This is a genomic window from Faecalibacterium sp. HTF-F, assembly GCF_023347535.1.
In the GTDB taxonomy this organism is placed as follows: domain Bacteria; phylum Bacillota; class Clostridia; order Oscillospirales; family Ruminococcaceae; genus Faecalibacterium; species Faecalibacterium wellingii.
Map to the genome: position 1 here is coordinate 817,521 of NZ_CP094473.1, position 18,989 is coordinate 836,509.

16 protein-coding genes are annotated in these 18,989 nt (G+C 59.0%); 12 read left to right on the forward strand and 4 right to left on the reverse strand.

Annotated elements, in window-relative coordinates:
* Both MTP37_RS03840 and MTP37_RS03845 read right to left on the reverse strand, forming a co-directional pair.
* A complete protein-coding gene (locus MTP37_RS03840) occupies positions 1–1,131 on the reverse strand; it encodes a sodium ion-translocating decarboxylase subunit beta (protein ID WP_249238276.1) in 1,131 nt (376 codons plus the stop codon).
* A 247-nt stretch (positions 1,132–1,378) separates the two neighbouring features.
* A complete protein-coding gene (locus MTP37_RS03845) occupies positions 1,379–1,768 on the reverse strand; it encodes a hypothetical protein (RefSeq protein ID WP_249238277.1) in 390 nt (129 codons plus the stop codon).
* Here MTP37_RS03845 and MTP37_RS03850 point away from each other — a divergent pair.
* A complete protein-coding gene (locus tag MTP37_RS03850) occupies positions 1,767–2,444 on the forward strand; it encodes a GntR family transcriptional regulator (protein WP_249238278.1) in 678 nt (225 codons plus the stop codon). The genes MTP37_RS03845 and MTP37_RS03850 overlap by 2 nt on opposite strands.
* Before the next feature lie 79 nt (positions 2,445–2,523).
* Here the strand turns inward: MTP37_RS03850 and MTP37_RS03855 are convergent, their stop codons facing one another.
* Positions 2,524–3,645 carry an AI-2E family transporter gene (locus MTP37_RS03855; RefSeq protein WP_249238279.1) on the reverse strand — a complete coding sequence of 374 codons (1,122 nt, stop codon included), beginning with the start codon at positions 3,643–3,645 and terminating at the stop codon, positions 2,524–2,526.
* A 238-nt stretch (positions 3,646–3,883) separates the two neighbouring features.
* On the opposite strand from MTP37_RS03855, the gene MTP37_RS03860 reads away from it, so the two are divergent.
* Both MTP37_RS03860 and MTP37_RS03865 read left to right on the forward strand, forming a co-directional pair.
* Entirely contained in the window at positions 3,884–4,651 is a 768-nt protein-coding gene (locus tag MTP37_RS03860) for a threonine/serine exporter family protein (RefSeq protein ID WP_249238280.1), read from the forward strand.
* Positions 4,648–5,103 (forward strand): threonine/serine exporter family protein, encoded by a 456-nt coding sequence (locus MTP37_RS03865; protein WP_249238281.1) that lies wholly within the window; start codon positions 4,648–4,650, stop codon positions 5,101–5,103. Before MTP37_RS03860 ends, MTP37_RS03865 begins: the two co-directional genes overlap by 4 nt.
* A 191-nt stretch (positions 5,104–5,294) precedes the next feature.
* Here the strand turns inward: MTP37_RS03865 and aroF are convergent, their stop codons facing one another.
* Positions 5,295–6,308, reverse strand: a complete 1,014-nt coding sequence (gene aroF / locus MTP37_RS03870; protein ID WP_249238282.1) for a 3-deoxy-7-phosphoheptulonate synthase — start codon at positions 6,306–6,308, stop codon at positions 5,295–5,297.
* Positions 6,309–6,646: 338 nt separating this feature from the next.
* On the opposite strand from aroF, the gene ybaK reads away from it, so the two are divergent.
* The 9 genes from ybaK to MTP37_RS03915 all read left to right on the forward strand — a co-directional run bounded on the left by ybaK (position 6,647) and on the right by MTP37_RS03915 (position 18,894).
* The gene (gene ybaK, locus MTP37_RS03875) at positions 6,647–7,129 is read left to right on the forward strand and encodes a Cys-tRNA(Pro) deacylase (RefSeq protein WP_249238283.1); all 483 of its coding nucleotides are present in this window, start codon (positions 6,647–6,649) and stop codon (positions 7,127–7,129) included.
* 467 nt (positions 7,130–7,596) lie between these two features.
* Positions 7,597–8,097, forward strand: a complete 501-nt coding sequence (gene purE / locus MTP37_RS03880) for a 5-(carboxyamino)imidazole ribonucleotide mutase (protein WP_249238284.1) — start codon at positions 7,597–7,599, stop codon at positions 8,095–8,097.
* Positions 8,098–8,256: 159 nt separating this feature from the next.
* Positions 8,257–9,735 (forward strand): amidophosphoribosyltransferase, encoded by a 1,479-nt coding sequence (gene purF / locus MTP37_RS03885; RefSeq protein ID WP_249238285.1) that lies wholly within the window; start codon positions 8,257–8,259, stop codon positions 9,733–9,735.
* Between the two features lie 4 nt (positions 9,736–9,739).
* A complete protein-coding gene (gene purM, locus MTP37_RS03890) occupies positions 9,740–10,786 on the forward strand; it encodes a phosphoribosylformylglycinamidine cyclo-ligase (RefSeq protein WP_249238286.1) in 1,047 nt (348 codons plus the stop codon).
* Positions 10,780–11,376, forward strand: coding sequence for a phosphoribosylglycinamide formyltransferase (purN, locus tag MTP37_RS03895; RefSeq protein WP_249238287.1), 597 nt, complete (start codon positions 10,780–10,782; stop codon positions 11,374–11,376). Before purM ends, purN begins: the two co-directional genes overlap by 7 nt.
* A 120-nt stretch (positions 11,377–11,496) precedes the next feature.
* Positions 11,497–12,297, forward strand: coding sequence for an IMP cyclohydrolase (locus MTP37_RS03900; protein ID WP_249238288.1), 801 nt, complete (start codon positions 11,497–11,499; stop codon positions 12,295–12,297).
* 34 nt (positions 12,298–12,331) lie between these two features.
* A complete protein-coding gene (locus tag MTP37_RS03905) occupies positions 12,332–13,513 on the forward strand; it encodes a phosphoribosylaminoimidazolecarboxamide formyltransferase (RefSeq protein ID WP_249238289.1) in 1,182 nt (393 codons plus the stop codon).
* A 200-nt stretch (positions 13,514–13,713) separates the two neighbouring features.
* Positions 13,714–15,018, forward strand: a complete 1,305-nt coding sequence (gene purD / locus MTP37_RS03910) for a phosphoribosylamine--glycine ligase (RefSeq protein WP_249238290.1) — start codon at positions 13,714–13,716, stop codon at positions 15,016–15,018.
* 183 nt (positions 15,019–15,201) lie between these two features.
* The gene (locus MTP37_RS03915) at positions 15,202–18,894 is read left to right on the forward strand and encodes a phosphoribosylformylglycinamidine synthase (RefSeq protein WP_249238291.1); all 3,693 of its coding nucleotides are present in this window, start codon (positions 15,202–15,204) and stop codon (positions 18,892–18,894) included.
* The last annotated feature ends 95 nt before the right edge of the window (positions 18,895–18,989 follow it).

The following is an 18,989-nucleotide window of genomic DNA, read 5'->3' on the forward strand; positions in this document are numbered from 1 at the left end:
TTAAGTCATCAGGGTCAAGATGAGACCGCCTGCAATGACGGATGCGATCTGCCCCGAAACATTGACGCTGATGGAATACATCAGCAGGAAATTCTGGCTGTCCTCTTCCAGACCCATCTTGTTGACGACGCGGCCGCTCATGGGGAAAGCCGAGATGCCGGCGGCACCGATCATCGGGTTCAGCTTTTTGCCTTCGGGCAGGAAAAGATTCAGCAGCTTTGCAAACAGCACGCCGCCTGCGGTATCAAAGACGAAGGCCACCAGACCCAGTGCAAGGATCAGCAGCGTGTCGGGCCGGACGAACTTGTCTGCGGTCATCTGCCCGGCAACGGTCAGGCCCAGCACGATGGTGATCAGGTTTGCCAGCACATTCTGTGCGGTCTCGCTGAGCACGTTCAACACGCCGCACTCCCGCAGCAGGTTGCCGAACATCAAAAAGCCCACCAGTGCCACACTGGCAGGGGCGACTATGCCCGCAATGATGGTCACGACGATGGGGAACAGGATCTTGGTCAGCTGGGTAACGCTGCCTTTTTCATAAGGCATCCGGATGAGGCGCTCCTTTTTGGTGGTCAGCAGCCGGATAACGGGCGGCTGCACGATGGGCACCAGGGCCATGTAGCTGTAGGCTGCCACCATGATGGCACCGAGATACTGGGAGTTGAGGGTGTTTGCCACAAAGATGGCAGTGGGGCCGTCCGCTGCACCGATGACAGCAATGGAGGCGGCATCCTTCAGGTCAAAGAAGAAGCCTGCCAGAAACAAGGTGAAAAAGATACCGAACTGTGCCGCCGCACCAAAGAGCATCAGCCACGGCTTTTCCAGCAACGGGCCAAAATCGATCATGGCACCAATGCCGATGAAGAGCAGCAGCGGGAACAGCTCGTTGGACATGCCCGCATCAAACAGAGCGGAAATTGGTCCTACCGTATCGCCCTGCGTAATGGCACCCGACAGGGGCAGATTGACCAGAATGGCACCAAAGCCCATGGGTAAAAGCAGGCTCGGCTCCATTTTTTTGGCGATGGCAAGGTAAATGAGCAGCGCACCGATGGCCCACATCACCACCATCTGCCATGTCAGGTTTCCAAAGTTGGAAAACAGACTTGCGAATGTGTTCAGAAAGTTCATGCTTTTTCTTTGCCTCCTTGTGCTCCGGTACAGCGGCAAGAAAAAAGAGACCTCTGCCACAGTACCTTGTCTGTGACAAAAGTCTCAAGCGAACACATGACATCGGGCATTTTGCCGTGATGACGCTGCCATGCAGCCGTTTTCTGGATCACAAAACGGAAAACGGCCCTTTACTCCCTTTTATCAAAAGCATTAAAGCAGAAAACAGGGGTAAAGTCAAGGTAAAAGCGGAAATCTTTCCTGCATCTTATCCGGGCCGCTGAGCACCACCATCCATGATCGGGCGGCTGTTGTGGTCCATTATGGCCTTGCAGTGGTCGTGCTGATCGACCTGTTCCAGCTTTAAAAAGTCCATGATCTGCTCCGGCAGCAAAAATCGCGCCCTGTATGCTTTGCTTTTTGCTGCATTTTCTGCAAAAAAACGGGACAAGCCGAAGCGGTTTGTGCTATACTGTGAACAGGCTGCGCCCCTTGCGTGCAGCGGAAAAGTCGAAAAGCCAGCCTGTTTTTGCAGCCACAGCAGGATCTTGTGGGAAAAAGCCCTGGAGCCCGCCTGTGACTGCGGAATACTCGCCATTTTCTTTGTTTTCAGATACGCCCTGAGCAGACCGCAAACGGATAGAAGGAGCATTTCCATGATCACCATCTCAGAACGCAGAGAGCAGGAATCTGCTAAAAATTTTGTCCTGCGGGTGCTGATCGATAACATCGTCAACACCCGTCTGGAACCCGGAGAAAAACTCAACGAGCCGGAGCTGTGCGAGCAGCTGGGGGTCAGCCGCACCCCCTTTCGGGAAGCAGAGCTGGAGCTGGCGCAGCGGCGGCTGATCGAGATCCGGCCCAAGATCGGCACCTATGTCTCCCTCATCGACGCCGGGCTGGTGGAAGAGGTCCGGCATCTCCGGGCAGTGCTGGAAACAGAGCTGGCGGGGATGGCCTGCGAAATGCTGACCAAACAGGAGCTCGACCGTCTGTGGGAGAATGTGGCGCTGTGGCAGATGTACATTCAGCGGGCGCAGGAGGAAAAGATCTTTGCACTGGATAAGGAATTCCACAAAATGCTGTATGAGCTGTGCGGCTGCCCTTACTGGTATGAGCTGGTGGAAAATCTGGCCCCTCATTTTGACCGCACCACGATGCTCAGCTTCCGCTGCCGTCCGGCAAAAGCAATTTTGGATGACCACACCAGCCTGCTGAAGGCCATCGAGGCAAAGGATACCGCCGCTGCCCGCACCATTGCCGCCCGGCATATGCAGCGGTACACCGAAAATCTGGCCACCATCCGGAAGTCCTTCCCCCAATATTTTAAGTAAATGCTGCCGGGGACACCCCGGACAAGAATAAAACGGCCCCGGAAAGCGTTTTCAGATGCTTTCCGGGGCCGCTGGTTTTTTATTGTTGCTCTTCCTTTGTACGCAGGCGGCGGCAGGCGTCCTCCTTCACAAGCTCGAGGATCACCGCAGTCAGGGGGATGAAGAAGATGATGCCGATGATGCCAAAGAGCTTTCCGCCGATCATGGCGGCAACAAGGGTGTAAAGGGGAGAAAGCCCCACGGACTTGCCCACCACGCGGGGATAGATGAACTGATTTTCAATGAACTGCACGGCAAGATAAACGATGAGGCAGCGCACCGCCAGCACAGGGTCTACCAAAAGCACAAGGAACACGCTGACCACGCAGGAGATCAGCGCGCCGACGTAGGGGATGATGGCGCAGATGGCGGTCAGCATTCCCACAAGACTGCCGTAGGGGATCCGGAAAACGGAAAACGCAAGGGTCATGAGGACGCCGAGGATCACTGCCTCGCTGCATTGTCCGGTAAGAAAGTTTGCAAAAGACTGGCGGAACGCTCTGCAGAACTTCAGCAGCCCGGCGGCGTGGTTTGGCTTCAGATAGGCGCACACCAGCGTGCGGGCGTGTCGGCAGAGACTTTCCGAGCCAAGGGACATATAGATGGAGATGATCAGGGCAAAGGAGGCTGTCACCGCAATGTTCACCGTGGCAGATACGGCGCTTACCGCATTGATCAGCACGGTATCGATGCCGGCAGTGATCTTGTGCAGCAGCTGCTCCCAGTTGATGCCTTCCAGCCAGCTCATCAGCCAGCCTGTGTCGGCATTCTGCGCACTCAGATAGGCGGTCCAGCGGGGAATGTTTGCCTCGATCTGCAGATAGAGACTGTGGAAGGACTGCACAAGCTCCGGGATCAGCAGAGTGAGAGCCAGCACCAGCACCAGCACAACGCCCAGCAGCGTGATGGAAAAGCTGATAAGGTGGATGGCTTTATCCGACGGCTGCTTTCTGGCCTTGCGGAACAGACGTTTCAGCCGCTTTTCCAGCCCACTCATGGGCACGTTGATAAAAAGTGCCAGAATGCCGCCTGCCAGAATGGGCAGGACCAGATCCACAAGTTCTGCCGCAAAGGCCAGAACGGTGGAAAGCCGCAGCAGAGCAACAAAAAGCGTTACGCCCACAACAGTTACGAGCAGATATTGTTTGGTTTTTGGTTCCATGACGAAGTTCCTTTCCCGGAGCCGGCGGCTGAAATTTGCAAAGAGACGGTCTGCGGACTCTTTTCCGTATTGTAACCAGAAGAAAAGGGCTTGTCAAGACGCCGGGAAAGGGGAAGGCTTTTGATTTGGCTCAGGCTGCAAAAGCGGATTTCCGTGCAGGCATCCCTACCACCCTTGTTTCCATCCCGCAGAACCATTATAATAGGGGCAAAAGACAAAGCTGAAAAGGGGATATTTCATGGGAGAAGCAGAAGTCAGCCGCTTTCTCTGCATTCTGATCAAAATGGGAGAAGCACTGCAGAACAGCGGGGCCGAGGTTTTCCGCGTAGAAGATACCTTGAACCGCATCGCAGCCGCATACGGCGCGCAGGAGGTCAATGTGTTCGTCATCACATCCAGCATCGTTGTCACCCTGACAATGCCGCAGCTCCCGCCGCAGACCCAGACACGCCGTCTGCGCCATGCGTCCGGGAACGATCTGCTCATGCTGGAAGAGCTCAATGCACTCAGTCGCCGGATCTGCGCGGCACCGCCCTCTGTGGAGGAATTTCAAAGGCAGCTGGACGCCATCCTTGCCAAGCGTGCAGACCCCCGGCTCCGGCTGGCGGGCAGCGTGCTGGCCGCTTCCAGCTTTGCCGTGTTCTTTGGGGGCAGCCTGTGGGACGGCCTGCTGGCCGGCGTCATTGCAGTGCTGGTCTTCTGGATGGAGCGCTGCCTTGCACCGTTCTGCATGAACGGCGTGGAATTTCAGTTCATCGCCTCATTTTGCTGCGGCATTTCCACCCTGCTGTTCTGCCGCATCGGGCCGCAGCTCCACGCAGACAAGATCCTCATTGGCATCATCATGCTGCTGATCCCCGGCATCATGCTGACAAATTCCATCCGGGATATCCTGCTTGGCGATATCATTTCCGGCTCTCTGCGGCTGGTGGAGGCCATTCTGATGGCCGCAGTCCTTGCACTGGGCATGATGGCGGCCATCTGGCTGATGGGAGGGATCGCATGATGCAGGTCTTATCGCAGTTGCTCAGCGCAGCTTTGGGCTCTGTCGGCTTCGGGCTGATCTTCAACCTGAACCGGCGCTACCTGCCTGCCGCCGCTGTGGGCGGGTTTCTGGCGTGGCTGGCCTACCTGCTGGCCGATCATGCGCTGAGCAGCGTCTTTCTTGCAAATCTGCTGGCCGGTTTTTGTGCCGCCCTCTATGCCGAGATCCTTGCCCGGTGCTGCAATGCGCCTTCCACGCCGTTTTTCATCACATCGGCCATTCCCCTCATCCCCGGCAGCACGCTTTACTACTGCATGAATGCGGTGGTCTCCAGCGATCTGCGGGCGGCAGAGCACTTTGGGGAGCAGACTTTTCTGGCCGCCCTCGGCATTGCAAGCGGCATGGCGATCGCGTGGTGTCTGGCAGATCTGAGCCGGAAGCTCCATGTGCTTCTGGTCCGGGCCCGCAAGTGATCTGTACGGTCCGCTCTGTAAAATCACATGGATTTTACAGGGAGTTGATTGCAACGGTACGGAGATCCGGTTACACATTATAAATATTTTTATCGAAAAAAATGGATGCCTCCCGCTCAATGCAGGAAAGCATCCATTTTGGATCTGTATTCAGAAAATCGTGGTTCGTCTGCCGACCGGCTTTCAGCGTGTCAGTTCATCTTCTTGCCGAAGAACTCCACCTCTTTGCTCACGAACTGCATCAGTTCGTCGAACTGATCCGGGGTCAGGCTCTGGGCACCGTCGCACTTGGCCTTGGCGGGGTTGTTGTGCACCTCGATCATCAGGCCGTCGGCACCGGCGGCGACGGCAGCCTTTGCCAGCTCCGGCACCATCCATGCATGGCCGCAGGCGTGGCTGGGGTCCACGACAACGGGCAGGTGGGTCATCTTGTGCAGCATCACCACACCGGCAAGGTCGAGGGTGTTGCGCATGCTGGTCTCAAAGGTGCGGATGCCGCGCTCGCAGAGGATAACGTTCTCGTTGCCTTCGGCCATGATGTACTCGGCGCTCATCACGAACTCTTCCAGCGTGTTGGCAAGGCCGCGCTTGAGCAGCACCGGCTTTTTCTGGCGGCCGACGGCCTTGAGCAGCTCAAAGTTCTGCATGTTGCGGGCACCCACCTGAATGAGGTCCACATTCTCGAACAGCGGCAGGTGCTCGGTGTTCATGATCTCGGTGACGATGGGGGAGCCGGTGGCACGGCGTGCCAGCTTGAGCAGGTCCAGACCCTCGCTGCGCATTCCCTGGAAGGAGTACGGAGAGGTGCGGGGCTTGAACGCGCCGCCGCGCAGCAGGGAAGCACCGGCGGCCTTGACCCGCTGTGCACAGTAGGTGATCTGCTCCTCGCTCTCGATGCTGCAGGGGCCTGCAATGACCGCAAAGTTTCCGCCGCCGATCTTGACGCCGTCCACATCGATGACGCTGTCATCCGGATGGAACTTGCGGTTGGCCTTTTTGTAGGGCTCCGTCACCCGGCGGCAGGTCTCCACCACCGGGTTTGCCAGCACCCAGCTTTCGGCCACGGCCTTGGTGTCGCCGATCAGGCCCAGAATGTGGCTCTCACTGCCCTTGGAGTCGTTGATCTGCAGGCCCATATCCTGCAGTTCGTGGCAGAATTCGCGTACCTGTACTTCGGGTGCATCCTGTTTCAATACGATGATCATGATTTTTGTCTCCTTTGCCTTATCGTGTGAACGGCGAGGGAGACCGGCTCCTTTGCCGCAGCTTGCATTGTCAAACTTCAGTGCTCTGAAGTGTGTGACGCTATGATATCACTTCAGGAAACTGAAGTCAAGAGAAATTTTGAAATTTTATGGAGAAAGTGGTAGAATGGGGGCGGGAAAAGGAAAGCGGGCTCGCCCTCTCAGCTTCGCCTGTGCTCAGCAGCTCCCCCAAAGGGAAGTGTAGCACTGTGCCAGCAGTGACGGAGAGGGCGAGGACGCTGACCCAATATCGCTATCCTTAAAAACAGAACAAGCTAAATATAAAGGGGAATATCACAATGGGAAAAGAAGCAAAAACCAATGCCATGCGCATTCTGGAACGTGAAAAGGTACCCTACACCGCCCACGAGTACGCCCACGAAGAGGGCGTGGCTGTGGACGGCGTGACCGTGGCAGCCAGCATGGGCGAGGACCCGGCATGCGTGTACAAAACGCTGGTAACGCAGGGAGCCAGCAAAAACTATTTCGTCTTCGTCATTCCGGTGGCAGCGGAGCTGGATCTGAAGGCCGCCGCCCGCAGCGTGGGCGAAAAGAGCGTGGCGATGATCCATGTGGCCGATATCAACAAGGTCACCGGCTATGTGCGCGGCGGCTGCAGCCCGGTGGGCATGAAAAAACAGTACAAGACCGTGTTTGACGAGAGCGTGCTGACACAGCAAAAGGTATATGTCTCCGGTGGCCGCATCGGCACACAGGTGTGCTGTGCCCCGGCAGACCTTATCCGCGCAGCACGGGCAGCAACTGCAAAGATCATCTTCTGAGAGGACGAGAACGCTTAAAAGTCGGTCTTTTTCTTCAAAAAGCCGGAGCGCTTCTTTACCTAAAATATACCTAAACTATAAGTCATACTTAGAAAGAAAAACAATGTCGAAACTGCACAAAACTTTTGAAAGTTTTTTGGCGGCATGAAAACACAAGGTAGAATTTATGGAAACGCCCTTTTCAAAGCGTTTCTTTTGCCGTAAACTGTATGTAGTACAGGGACGGATGGCCCGCAGGAAGGGCTTTTGCCGTCCCTGAAAAAACGCAGGCACAAAGAGTTGCGGAGGAAAACTTCAATGATGAAGATGCTGGCCGGTCTCATGAGTCAGAACAACATTCATGCAAGTCAGGGGCATCGTGCAGCTTTGTGCAGCGTGTGGGAAAAGCGCATGCAGAAATAAAGGCGGTGGTACGGGGGTACCACAGCCTTTTTTGTTTGTCGGGATCAAGAAAGAGAGGTTTGGATATGGTTCGTAAAGTGGCTGTGATCATGGGTTCAGACAGTGACTGGCCGGTGGTGAAGGGAGCCTGCGCTCAGCTCAAGGCGCTGGAGATCCCGTTTGAGGCCCACATCCTTTCGGCGCACCGCACTCCTGCCGAGGCGGCAGAGTTTGCAAAGAACGCCCGCGCCAAGGGCTTTGGTGTGATCCTGTGTGCGGCAGGCATGGCGGCCCATCTGGCCGGTGCCTTTGCGGCCAACACCACCCTGCCGGTGATCGGCATTCCCATGAAGGGCGGTGCCATGGATGGTCTGGATGCACTGCTTGCCACGGTCCAGATGCCCAGCGGTATCCCGGTGGCAACGGTGGCCCTGAACGGTGCCAAGAACGCCGCATGGCTGGCAGCGGAAATTCTGGCTTTGAGCGATGACGCTCTGGCCGAAAAGCTGGCTGCAGAGCGAACCGCCATGGCTGCACAGATCGCCGCCAAAGAGGAAAAACTGCAGAACGAACTGAACGAGCTGTAAGACGCGGACCCTCTCCGTCATGCCTGCGGCGTGCCACCTCTCCCGAAGGGCGAGGTCTTACGCCATCTGACGGGAAAGCGGTATAAAAGCTCCCCCCTCGGGGGAACTGGCATTGCGGAGCAATGACTGAGAGGGTTTCAGAGCGAAAAAGGAGAACCAATGTCTGATTTTTCATATCCACTGCACGAAGAATGCGGTGTTTTCGGCATCTATGACCGTGCCGGTACCGAGGATGTGGCCGCTGCCGCCTACTCGGCCCTGTATGCTCTGCAGCACCGTGGTCAGGAGAGTTGCGGCATCGCTGTGAACGATGACGGCGTCATTGTCGGCCACCGCGACCTCGGCCTTGTGAACGAGGTGTTCACCCCGGCAGTGCTGGCAGGTCTGGCAAACCCCAATGCGCACATGGCTACCGGTCATGTGCGTTACGCCACGGCAGGCAGCCGTGTGCGGGCCAATGCACAGCCCATGATCGTCCGGCACGGCCGCGGTACCATGGCCCTGTGCCACAACGGCAACCTGACCAATGCCATTGAACTGCGCCGCCAGCTGGAAAACGAGGGTGCCATCTTCCACGGTTCCTCGGACACCGAGGTCATCTGCTACCTCGTCACCCGCAACCGCCTGCGCATGGGCAGCATCGAGACCGCCATCAGCAAGACGATGGATGTGCTGGAGGGTGCCTACAGTCTGGTGATCATGTCGGCCACCAAGCTCATTGCAGTGCGCGACCCCCGCGGCTACCGGCCCCTGTGCATCGGCACCCTGCCCGGCGGCGGCTATGTGTTTGCCAGCGAGAGCTGTGCACTGGACGCTGCCGGTGCCACCCTGCTGCGGGACGTGGAGCCCGGCGAGATCGTGGTGGCAGACGCAAAAACCGGCGAGCTGCGCAGCATCAAGGATCATTGCGGCCGACCGGACACCCAGATGTGCGTGTTCGAGTTCATCTATTTCTCCCGCCCGGACAGCATCATCGAGGGCAGCTCGGTGCACGAGGCCCGCAAGCAGGCAGGCCGCTTCCTGGCGCAGGAGCACCCGGTGCAGGCCGATGTGGTCATCGGTGTGCCGGATTCCGGTCTGGATGCAGCGCTCGGCTACTCGCAGGAGAGCGGCATCCCCTATGGCATCGGCTTTATCAAGAACAAATACATTGGCCGCACCTTCATTCAGGGCAGCCAGAAGCAGCGCGAGAACAGCGTGCGCATCAAGCTGAACGTCGTTTCCAGCACGGTCAAGGGCAAGCGGGTGGTGCTGGTGGATGACTCCATCGTGCGCGGCACCACCTCTGCCCGCATCATCAAGCTGCTGCGGGACGCCGGTGCCACCGAGGTGCACTTTATGGTGTCGGCCCCGCCGTTCAAGTACCCCTGCTACTTCGGCACCGATATCCCGGACCAGAAGCTGCTGGTGGCCACGGGCCGCACCGTGGAACAGATCAATGAGATCATCGGGGCCGATACACTGGGCTATCTGTCCACCGAGCATGTGGTACAGCTGGCCAAAAATGCAAAATGCGGATTCTGCACCGCCTGCTTTACCGGCGAATACGCCGTAAGGCCGGACGAGGTGCTTTCCACCGATATTCACGAACGCCACCTGAACGACCGTCCCAAGGACGAGAAAAAATTAGGAGAGTAAGACCATGGAAAAGAGCTATTCTGAAAGCTACGCAGCCGCCGGTGTGGACATCACCGCAGGCTACCGCTCCGTTGAACTGATGAAGCAGTATGTGGCCCGTACCATGAACGAGCATTGCATCGGAGGCTTGGGCGGCTTTGGTGGTCTGTTCGAGCTGGACTGCACCGGTTATAAGCACCCGGTGCTGATCTCCGGCACCGATGGCGTGGGCACCAAGCTGAAGATCGCCATGATCATGGACAGGCACGATACCATCGGCATCGACTGCGTGGCCATGTGCGTCAACGATGTGATCTGCGCCGGTGCAAAGCCGCTGGTGTTCCTGGATTACATCGCCTGCGGCCGCAACATTCCCGAGAAGATTGCCGAGATCGTCAAGGGCGTGGCCGAGGGCTGCGTGCAGGCCGACTGCTCTCTGGTGGGCGGCGAGACTGCCGAGCACCCGGGCATGATGCCGGAGGAAGAGTACGATCTGGCCGGCTTCACCGTGGGCGTTGTGGATAAGGAAAAGATCCTGAGCAACGAGACCATGGCAGCCGGTGATGTGATCATCGCCCTGCCTTCCACCGGTGTGCACTCCAACGGCTTCTCGCTGGTGCGCAAGATCTTTGACATTGACGCAAACCCCGATGTGCTGCACACCAAGCCGGAAGAGCTGGGCGGCAAGACCCTCGGCGAGGCCCTGCTGGCCCCCACCAAGATCTACGTAAAGCCTGTGCTGAAGGTGCTGGAAGAGGTGGATGTGAAGGGCATTTCCCACATCACCGGCGGCGGCTTCTATGAGAACATCCCCCGCAGCCTGAAAAAGGGCTGCTGCGCACGCATCAACAAGGCGGATGTCCGTACCCCGGCGCTGTTCCAGCTGATGCAGAAGGCCGGCAGCATCTCCGAGCATGACATGTTCAACACCTTCAACATGGGCGTGGGCATGGTGCTCACCGTCCCCGCAGAGCAGGCCGACAAGGCGCTGGAGATCCTGCACGCAAACGGCGAGCCGGAAGCTTACCGTCTGGGCGTCATTGCAGAAGGTGAGGGCGTGGAGCTGTGCTGAACATTGCAGTTTTAGTCTCCGGCGGCGGCACCAACCTGCAGGCTCTGCTGGACAGCGAAGCCCGGGGCGAGAACCCCAACGGCAGGATCACCCTCGTGGTGGCCTCCAAGCCCGGTGTCTATGCGCTGGAACGGGCTGCAAAGGCCGGTGTGGAAGGCTGCGTGGTGCGCCGCAAGGATTACGAAAACAGTGGGGATTTCGACGCGGCTCTGCTGAAAACGTTGAAAGACCATAACATCGATCTGGTGGTGCTGGCAGGTTTTCTGTCCGTGCTGGGGCCCAGTGTCATTGAAGCGTATCCCCGCCGCATCCTGAATGTGCACCCGGCGCTCATCCCGTCTTTCTGCGGGCCCGGCATGTACGGCCTGCGTCCGCATGAGGCGGCGCTGGCCCGGGGCTGCAAGGTGACCGGTGCCACCGTCCACTTCGTGAACGAAGAGTGCGACGGCGGGCCCATCCTGCTGCAGAAGGCCGTGGACATCCTGCCCGGCGACACCCCCGAGGTGCTGCAGAAGCGTGTGATGGAGCAGGCCGAATGGAAGCTGCTGCCCAAGGCGGTGGCTATGATCTGTAACGGTGAAGTGGAGTAAAAACTCCTTCCGTCACGCCTGACGGCGTGCCACCTCCCTCAAGGAGGGAGGCAAGGCTCCCTCTCCGAGGGGGCTGTCGCCGCAGGCGACTGGGGGAGTTCCGTAATAGGAGAATTTGACATGGAAAAGATCAACCTGAACGAGTATCTGGCATCCAACGAGTACCCCGGCCGCGGCATTGCTGTGGCAATGGCTCCGGATGGCCGACAGATGTTCATTGGCTACTTTATCATGGGCCGCAGCGAGAACAGCCGCAACCGCGTGTTTGACCCCGTGCCCGAGCGCGGCGGTATCTGCACCATCGCAGCGGACCCCGCAAAGCTGGAGGATCCCAGCCTGATCATTTACAATCCGGTGCTGACGCTGGGCAAGACCCATATCGTGACCAACGGCGACCAGACCGATACCATCTATGACCTGATGAGTCAGGGCAAGAGCTTTGCCGATGCCCTGCGCACCCGCACCTTTGAGCCGGACGGCCCCAACTACACCCCCCGCATCTCCGCTGTGGTGTACGCCGACGGCAGCTACCAGATGAGCATTCTCAAGTCTGCGGACGGCAATGGCGACAGCGTGCAGCGCTATTTCTTTGATTACCCCCAGCCCGTTGCAGGCGAAGGCCATTTCATCAGCACCTACAAGCACAACGGAAATCCCATCCCCAGCTTTGAGGGTGAGCCGCTGCGCTTTGCCTGCCCTCGCACCATCGGCGATTTTGCCCACGATCTGTGGAACAGCCTGAATCTGGACAACAAGGTGAGCCTGTTTGCCCGGGTCATCGATCTGGAAACCGGCGAGAGCGGCGATATGATCTTTAATAAATATGACCCGGTGTGCAGCGATCTGGACGACCCCGAGGAGCCGGAGTTGCTGCCCGAGGAGCTGGAACTGCTCAAAAAGCTTGACGCTGAGGAAGAATAAGAGTAAACCTTTAGGATATAAGGAGGATGCACCAATGAACGAACTGGCACTGAAGTACGGCTGCAACCCCAACCAGAAGCCCAGCCGCATTTATATGGAAGATGGTTCTGACCTGCCGGTGACCGTGCTGAACGGCAAGCCCGGCTACATCAATTTTCTGGATGCCCTCAACTCCATCCAGCTGGTCAAGGAGCTGAAAGCTGCCTGCGGTCTGCCCGCAGCAGCTTCCTTCAAGCATGTTTCCCCGGCGGGCGCGGCTCTGGGCCTGCCGCTCACCGATGTGGAGCGCAAAATGTACCACATTGCCCCGGATATGGAGCTGTCTCCGCTGGCAAATGCCTACGCCCGTGCACGCGGTGCCGACCGCATGTCCTCCTTTGGCGACTGGATCGCCCTGTCCGACATCTGCGATGTGCCCACCGCAAAGCTGATCCAGCACGAGGTGTCCGACGGCATCATCGCCCCGGGCTACGAGCCGGAGGCACTGGCCATCCTGTCCGGCAAGAAGAAGGGTAACTACAACGTGGTTGCTATCGACCCCGCCTACAAGCCCGCTCCCATCGAGCACAAGCAGGTGTACGGTATCACCTTTGAGCAGGGCCGCAACGAGCTGGTCATCAACGCCGACACCATGCTGAACAACTGGGTCACCGAGAACAAGGACGTGACCGAGGAGCAGAAGCGTGATTTGGTCATTGCCCTCATCACCCTGAAGTACACCCAGTCCAACAGCGTGTGCTACACCTATCATGGTCAGACCATCGGTGTGGGCGCAGGCCAGCAGAGCCGCATCCACTGCACCCGTCTGGCAGGCCAGAAGGCCGACAACTGGCAGCTGCGCCACATGGACAAGGTACTCAACCTGCCCTTCCGCGATGATGTGGCAAAGCCCAACCGTGACAACGCCATTGATGTTTATATCGGCGATACCCCGGAAGATGTCATCGGTGATGACGTCTGGGCAGAGACCTTCACCGAGCAGCCCGCGCCTTTGACCGCAGAGGAAAAGAAGGCATATCTCAGCAAGGTGACCGGTGTGTGCCTTGGCTCGGATGCATTCTTCCCCTTCGGCGACAACATCGAGCGCGCCCGCCGCTCCGGCGTCACTGCCATCGTGCAGCCCGGCGGTTCCATCCGTGACCAGCAGGTCATCGACACCTGCAACAAGTACGGCATCGCAATGGCCTTCTGCGGCCTGCGGCTGTTCCATCACTAAGGAAAAAGAACGAACCCTCTCAGTCGCCTGACGGCGACAGCTCCCCCGAGGGGGGAGCTTTATGCGAGAAAACGGACAGAAACAAGCATTCCGTTGAATGCAGTACCTGCCGTCAGCAGAAAAAAGCTCCCCCCTTCGGGGGAGCTGGCATTGCGCAGCAATGACTGAGAGGGACATTCAAAAACGGGAAGGTGAATGATATGGCTGAAAAAATTCTGGTAGTGGGCGGCGGTGGCCGCGAGCACGCCATCATCAAGGCACTGAAAAAGAGCCCTGACTGCGGCGAGATCTGGTGTGCACCCGGCAACGGCGGCATCAGCTATGACGCAAAGTGCAAAAACATCAAGTCTACCGATGTGGACACCATGGTGGGCTTTGCCGTAGAAGAAAAGTTCGATTACGTTGTGGTGGCGCAGGACGACCCCCTGGCCCTCGGCATGGTGGACGCGCTGGCAGCAGTGGGCATCCCGGCCTTTGGCCCGGACAAAGCTGCAGCCCGCATTGAGGCCTCCAAGGTGTTCTCCAAGGACCTGATGAAGAAGTACGGCATCCCCACCGCAAAGTACGAGGCTTTCGATGATCCTGCAAAGGTCATGGATTACATCCGCGCCGAGGGCAAGTACCCGGTGGTCATCAAGGCCGACGGTCTGGCACTGGGCAAGGGCGTGCTGATCTGCGAAAACGAGCAGCAGGCAGCCGAGGGCGTCAAGGAGATCATGCTGGACAAGAAGTTCGGCGCTTCCGGCAACCATGTGGTGGTGGAAGAGTTCCTCACCGGCCCGGAGGTCAGCGTGCTGAGCTTTACGGACGGCAAGGTTGTCAAGCCCATGGTGTCCAGCATGGACCACAAGCGCGCCAACGACCACGACACCGGCCTGAACACCGGCGGCATGGGCACCATTGCGCCCAACCCCTACTACACCCCGGAAGTGGCTGCCGAATGCATGGAGAAAATTTTCCTGCCCACCATCAAGGCCATGAACGCCGAGGGCTGCCCCTTCAAAGGCTGCCTGTACTTCGGCCTGATGCTCACCCCGGACGGCCCGAAGGTCATCGAGTACAACTGCCGCTTTGGTGACCCGGAGACGCAGGTAGTGCTGCCCCTGCTGGAAGGTGACCTGCTGCACATCATGCAGGCCTGCACCAACGGCACGCTGGAAAACGAGGAGGTCAAGTTCTCGGACGGCGCTGCCGCCTGCGTCATTCTGGCTTCCGGCGGCTACCCGGTGGCTTACGAGAAGGGCAAGCCCATCACCGGCCTTGTGGACGGCCAGCTGCCCGGCGAGGAGAATGTGACGGTCTACCACTCCGGCACCGCCATCACCGAGGATGGCACCCTTGTCACGGCCGGCGGCCGTGTGCTGGGCGTCACCGCTACCGGCCCGCGCCTGACCAATGCACTGAGCCATGCCTATGAGGCAGCAGAGAAGATCAGCTTTGAAAAGCTGCACAAGCGCAGCGATATCGGCCTGCGCGCCCTGAAGGCACTGGCAGAGAAGGAATAAATGGCTCGCCCTCTCAGGCCGCTTCGCGTCCAGCTCTCCCAAAGGGAGAGCCCTTGGCAAAACCATGAACTTTGCGTGGACTGCCAAGGCCTCCCACTTTGGGGGAGGTGGCAGCGCGTGAGCGCTGACGGAGAGGGCGAGGACGCTAGATAAATTTTAGAATCATAAGGGGGAACCTACCCAATGGTCTATCGTATTTATGTGGAAAAAAAGCCCGGCTTCGATGTGGAAGCCACCGGCCTGAAAAATGAGCTCACCAGCCTGCTGGGCATCAAGGAACTGTCCGGCCTGCGTCTGCTGAACCGTTACGACGTGGAAGGCATCGACGAAGCGCTGTTCAACCAGTGCGCAGACACCGTGTTCAGCGAGCCGCCGGTGGATAACACCTATGCCGAGCTGCCCGCCAGCGATGGCGTGTCCTTTGCAGTGGAATATCTGCCCGGCCAGTTCGACCAGCGCGCAGACTCCGCTGCTGAGTGCATCCAGCTCATCAGTCAGGGCGAGCGCCCGCTGGTGCGCTCTGCCCGCGTCTATCTGCTGGAGGGTGCCCTGACCGATGAGCAGGTGGCCGAGATCAAGAAATACGTCATCAACCCGGTGGAGGCCCGCGAGGCTTCGCTGGACACCAAGCAGACCCTGAAAATGGAGTACCCCGTGCCCGCCCCGGTCAAGATGCTGGAGGGCTTCAACCAGCTGGACGAAGAGCAGCTGAAAAAGTTCATTGCGGACAACGGCCTTGCCATGGACCTTGGTGATATCGAGTTCTGCCAGAAGTATTTCCGCTCGGAGCACCGCGACCCCACCATCACCGAGATCAAGATGATCGACACCTACTGGTCCGATCACTGCCGCCACACCACCTTCGGCACCATTCTGGACGATGTGCAGATCGACGATGCCGTGGTGCAGAAGGCCTTTGACCGCTACATGGCCATGCGCGCCGATCTGGGCCGGGAGAACAAGCCCCGCTGCATGATGGACCTTGCCACCATCGGCGCCAAGGAGCTGAAGAAGCAGGGCATCCTGAAAAATCTGGACGAGTCCGACGAGATCAACGCCTGCACCGTCAAGATCAAGTGCGATGTGAACGGCAAGGATGAGGACTGGCTGTTCCTGTTCAAGAACGAGACCCACAACCACCCCACCGAGATCGAGCCCTTCGGCGGTGCGGCTACCTGCATCGGCGGTGCCATCCGTGACCCGCTGTCCGGCCGCAGCTACGTCTATCAGGCCATGCGCGTTACCGGCGCAGGCGACCCGCTCAAGCCGGTCAGTGAGACCCTGCCCGGCAAGCTGCCCCAGCGCAAGCTGGTGACCACTGCAGCCGCCGGTTATTCCTCCTACGGCAACCAGATCGGTCTTGCTACCGGTCAGGTGGATGAGATCTACCACCCCGGCTATGTGGCAAAGCGCATGGAGATCGGCGCCGTTGTAGGCGCTACCCCCGCTTCCCACGTCCGCCGCGAGTGCCCCGCCCCCGGCGATGTCATCGTTCTGCTGGGCGGCCGCACCGGCCGTGACGGTGTGGGCGGTGCTACCGGCTCCTCCAAGGCCCACAAGCTGGACAGCCTTGAGCACTGCGGTGCCGAGGTGCAGAAGGGCAACGCTCCCATCGAGCGCAAGCTGCAGCGCCTGTTCCGCCGTGAGGATGCCTGCAGGATGATCAAGCGCTGCAACGACTTTGGTGCAGGCGGTGTGTCCGTTGCCATCGGTGAGCTGGCCGACGGCCTGTACATCGACCTGAACAAGGTCACCAAGAAGTACGAGGGTCTGGACGGCACCGAGCTGGCCATCAGCGAGAGCCAGGAGCGCATGGCTGTGGCGCTGGCCCCCGAGGACGTGGACAAGTTCATTGCCCTCGCCAACGAAGAGAACCTTGAGGCCACTCCTGTGGCAAAGGTGACGGCTGAGCCCCGCCTGAATATGGTGTGGAATGGCATGTCCATTGTGAACATCAGCCGTGAGTTCCTGAACTCCAACGGTGCCGAGAAGCACCAGAAGGTCCATGTGGAAAAGGCCACGGTCTGGCAGCCCCAGTGGGAGGGCCTGACCTTCAGCCAGAAGATGAAGAACATGGTGGGCGATTTGAACGTCTGCAGCAAGAAGGGCCTGTCTGAGCGGTTCGACTCCACCATTGGTGCTGCCACCGTGCTCATGCCCTTTGGCGGTGCCTATCAGCTGACCCCGCAGAACGCCATGGTGGCAAAGCTGCCGGTGGACGGCGAGACCAGCACCTGCTCCGGCATGGCATGGGGCTTCAACCCCTTCCTGATGAGCGCAGACCAGTACAAGGGCGCTCAGATGGCTGTCATCGAGAGCGTAACCAAGCTGGTGGCCTCCGGCTTCCGCTATGAGGATGCTTACCTCACCTTCCAGGAATATTTCGAGCGTCTGGGCACCGCCCCGGAGCGCTGGGGCAAGCCGCTGGCCGCTCTGCTGGGTGCACTGGATGCTCAGATGGGTCTGGGCATTGCATCCATCGGCGGCAAGGACAGCATGTCCGGCTCCTTTGAAAAGCTGGATGTGCCTCCCACGCTGGTCTCCTTTGCCACCGCCATCGGCAAGGCAAACAAGGTGGTGTCCACCGAATTCAAGAAGCCGGAAAGCACGGTGGTGCTCATCCGGCCCATCATCGACCCCGAGACCGGCTGCCCCAACTTCTTCTCCCTGAAGGCCAACTACAAGATCGTGGAGGACATGATCGAAGAGGGTATGGTGGCATCCGCCTGCTCTGTGGGCTACGGCGGCATTGCCGAGGCTCTGTTCAAGATGGGCCTTGGCAACCACATCGGCTTCAAGATGCGTGCGGATAAGACCACCCATGAGATGTTCCAGCCCATGTACGGCTCCATCGTTCTGGAAATGGTGTCCGATTCTCCCGCCGGTGAGATCCTGGGCGAGACCACCAAGGAATACGTCTTTGAAGCCTGCGGCGAAAAGCTGGATATGGCCCAGCTGCAGGAGATCTGGGAAGGCAAGCTGGAGCCGGTGTACCCTTACCGCAAGGCAGGCCCCACCGTGGAAAAGATCAACGGCAGCCTGACCGCACCCGCCGCACCCAAGATCGGCGTGGCAAAGCCCAAGGTCATCATTCCGGTGTTCCCGGGCACCAACTGCGAGTACGACACCGCCAAGGCCTTTGCCCGCGCCGGTGCCGACCCGGAGATCCTGGTCATCCGCAACCTGACCCCCGCTGACGTGGCCGAGAGCTGCAAGGCACTGGTCAAGGCCATCGATAACAGCCAGATCGTCATGCTGCCCGGCGGCTTCTCCGGCGGCGACGAGCCGGACGGCAGTGCAAAGTTCATTGCTTCCTTCTTCCGCAACCCGGAGGTCACCGAGGCAGTGCGCCGTCTGCTGCAGCAGCGCGACGGCCTGATGCTGGGCATCTGCAACGGCTTCCAGGCTCTCATCAAGCTGGGTCTGGTCCCCTACGGCGATATCCGCCCCATCACTCCCTACGACCCCACCCTGACCTTCAACACCATCGGCCGCCACCAGAGCATGCTGGTGCGCACCCGCATTGCATCCACCGGCAGCCCGTGGCTTTCCAAGTGCGAGGCGGGCGAACAGTTCACCGTTGCCATCAGCCATGGCGAGGGCCGCTTCGTGGCTCCGCAGGAAGTGCTGGACACCCTCCTGAAGAACGGACAGATCGCCACTCAGTATGTGGACATCGAGGGCGAACCCACCATGGATCAGAGCTATAACCCCAACGGCTCTGTGCTGGCCATCGAGGGCATCACCAGCCCGGATGGACGTGTGTTCGGCAAGATGGGTCACTCGGAGCGCAGCGGCGAGTACCTGTACAAGAACGTTACCGGTGACAAATATCAGCCGATCTTTGAGGGCGGCGTGGACTATTTCAAGATTTGATGGTAGAATAGAGAAAAACTCCTTCCGTCATCGCTGATGCGATGCCACCTCCCTCGGAGAGGGAGGCTGAAAGGCCCCCTCCCCGAGGGGGCTGT

Excerpts from the sequence above, each read along its gene's own strand:
- purD (WP_249238290.1), top strand. The coding sequence starts at position 13,714 with ATGGCTGAAAAAATTCTGGTAGTGGGCGGCGGTGGCCGCGAGCACGCC.
- MTP37_RS03915 (WP_249238291.1), top strand. The coding sequence starts at position 15,202 with ATGGTCTATCGTATTTATGTGGAAAAAAAGCCCGGCTTCGATGTGGAA.
- aroF (WP_249238282.1), bottom strand. The coding sequence starts at position 6,308 with ATGATCATCGTATTGAAACAGGATGCACCCGAAGTACAGGTACGCGAA.
- purM (WP_249238286.1), top strand. The coding sequence starts at position 9,740 with ATGGAAAAGAGCTATTCTGAAAGCTACGCAGCCGCCGGTGTGGACATC.
- MTP37_RS03855 (WP_249238279.1), bottom strand. The coding sequence starts at position 3,645 with ATGGAACCAAAAACCAAACAATATCTGCTCGTAACTGTTGTGGGCGTA.
- MTP37_RS03900 (WP_249238288.1), top strand. The coding sequence starts at position 11,497 with ATGGAAAAGATCAACCTGAACGAGTATCTGGCATCCAACGAGTACCCC.
- purE (WP_249238284.1), top strand. The coding sequence starts at position 7,597 with ATGGTTCGTAAAGTGGCTGTGATCATGGGTTCAGACAGTGACTGGCCG.
- MTP37_RS03905 (WP_249238289.1), top strand. The coding sequence starts at position 12,332 with ATGAACGAACTGGCACTGAAGTACGGCTGCAACCCCAACCAGAAGCCC.
- MTP37_RS03845 (WP_249238277.1), bottom strand. The coding sequence starts at position 1,768 with ATGGAAATGCTCCTTCTATCCGTTTGCGGTCTGCTCAGGGCGTATCTG.
- MTP37_RS03840 (WP_249238276.1), bottom strand. The coding sequence starts at position 1,131 with ATGAACTTTCTGAACACATTCGCAAGTCTGTTTTCCAACTTTGGAAAC.
- MTP37_RS03860 (WP_249238280.1), top strand. The coding sequence starts at position 3,884 with ATGGGAGAAGCAGAAGTCAGCCGCTTTCTCTGCATTCTGATCAAAATG.
- ybaK (WP_249238283.1), top strand. The coding sequence starts at position 6,647 with ATGGGAAAAGAAGCAAAAACCAATGCCATGCGCATTCTGGAACGTGAA.
- MTP37_RS03865 (WP_249238281.1), top strand. The coding sequence starts at position 4,648 with ATGATGCAGGTCTTATCGCAGTTGCTCAGCGCAGCTTTGGGCTCTGTC.
- purF (WP_249238285.1), top strand. The coding sequence starts at position 8,257 with ATGTCTGATTTTTCATATCCACTGCACGAAGAATGCGGTGTTTTCGGC.
- MTP37_RS03850 (WP_249238278.1), top strand. The coding sequence starts at position 1,767 with ATGATCACCATCTCAGAACGCAGAGAGCAGGAATCTGCTAAAAATTTT.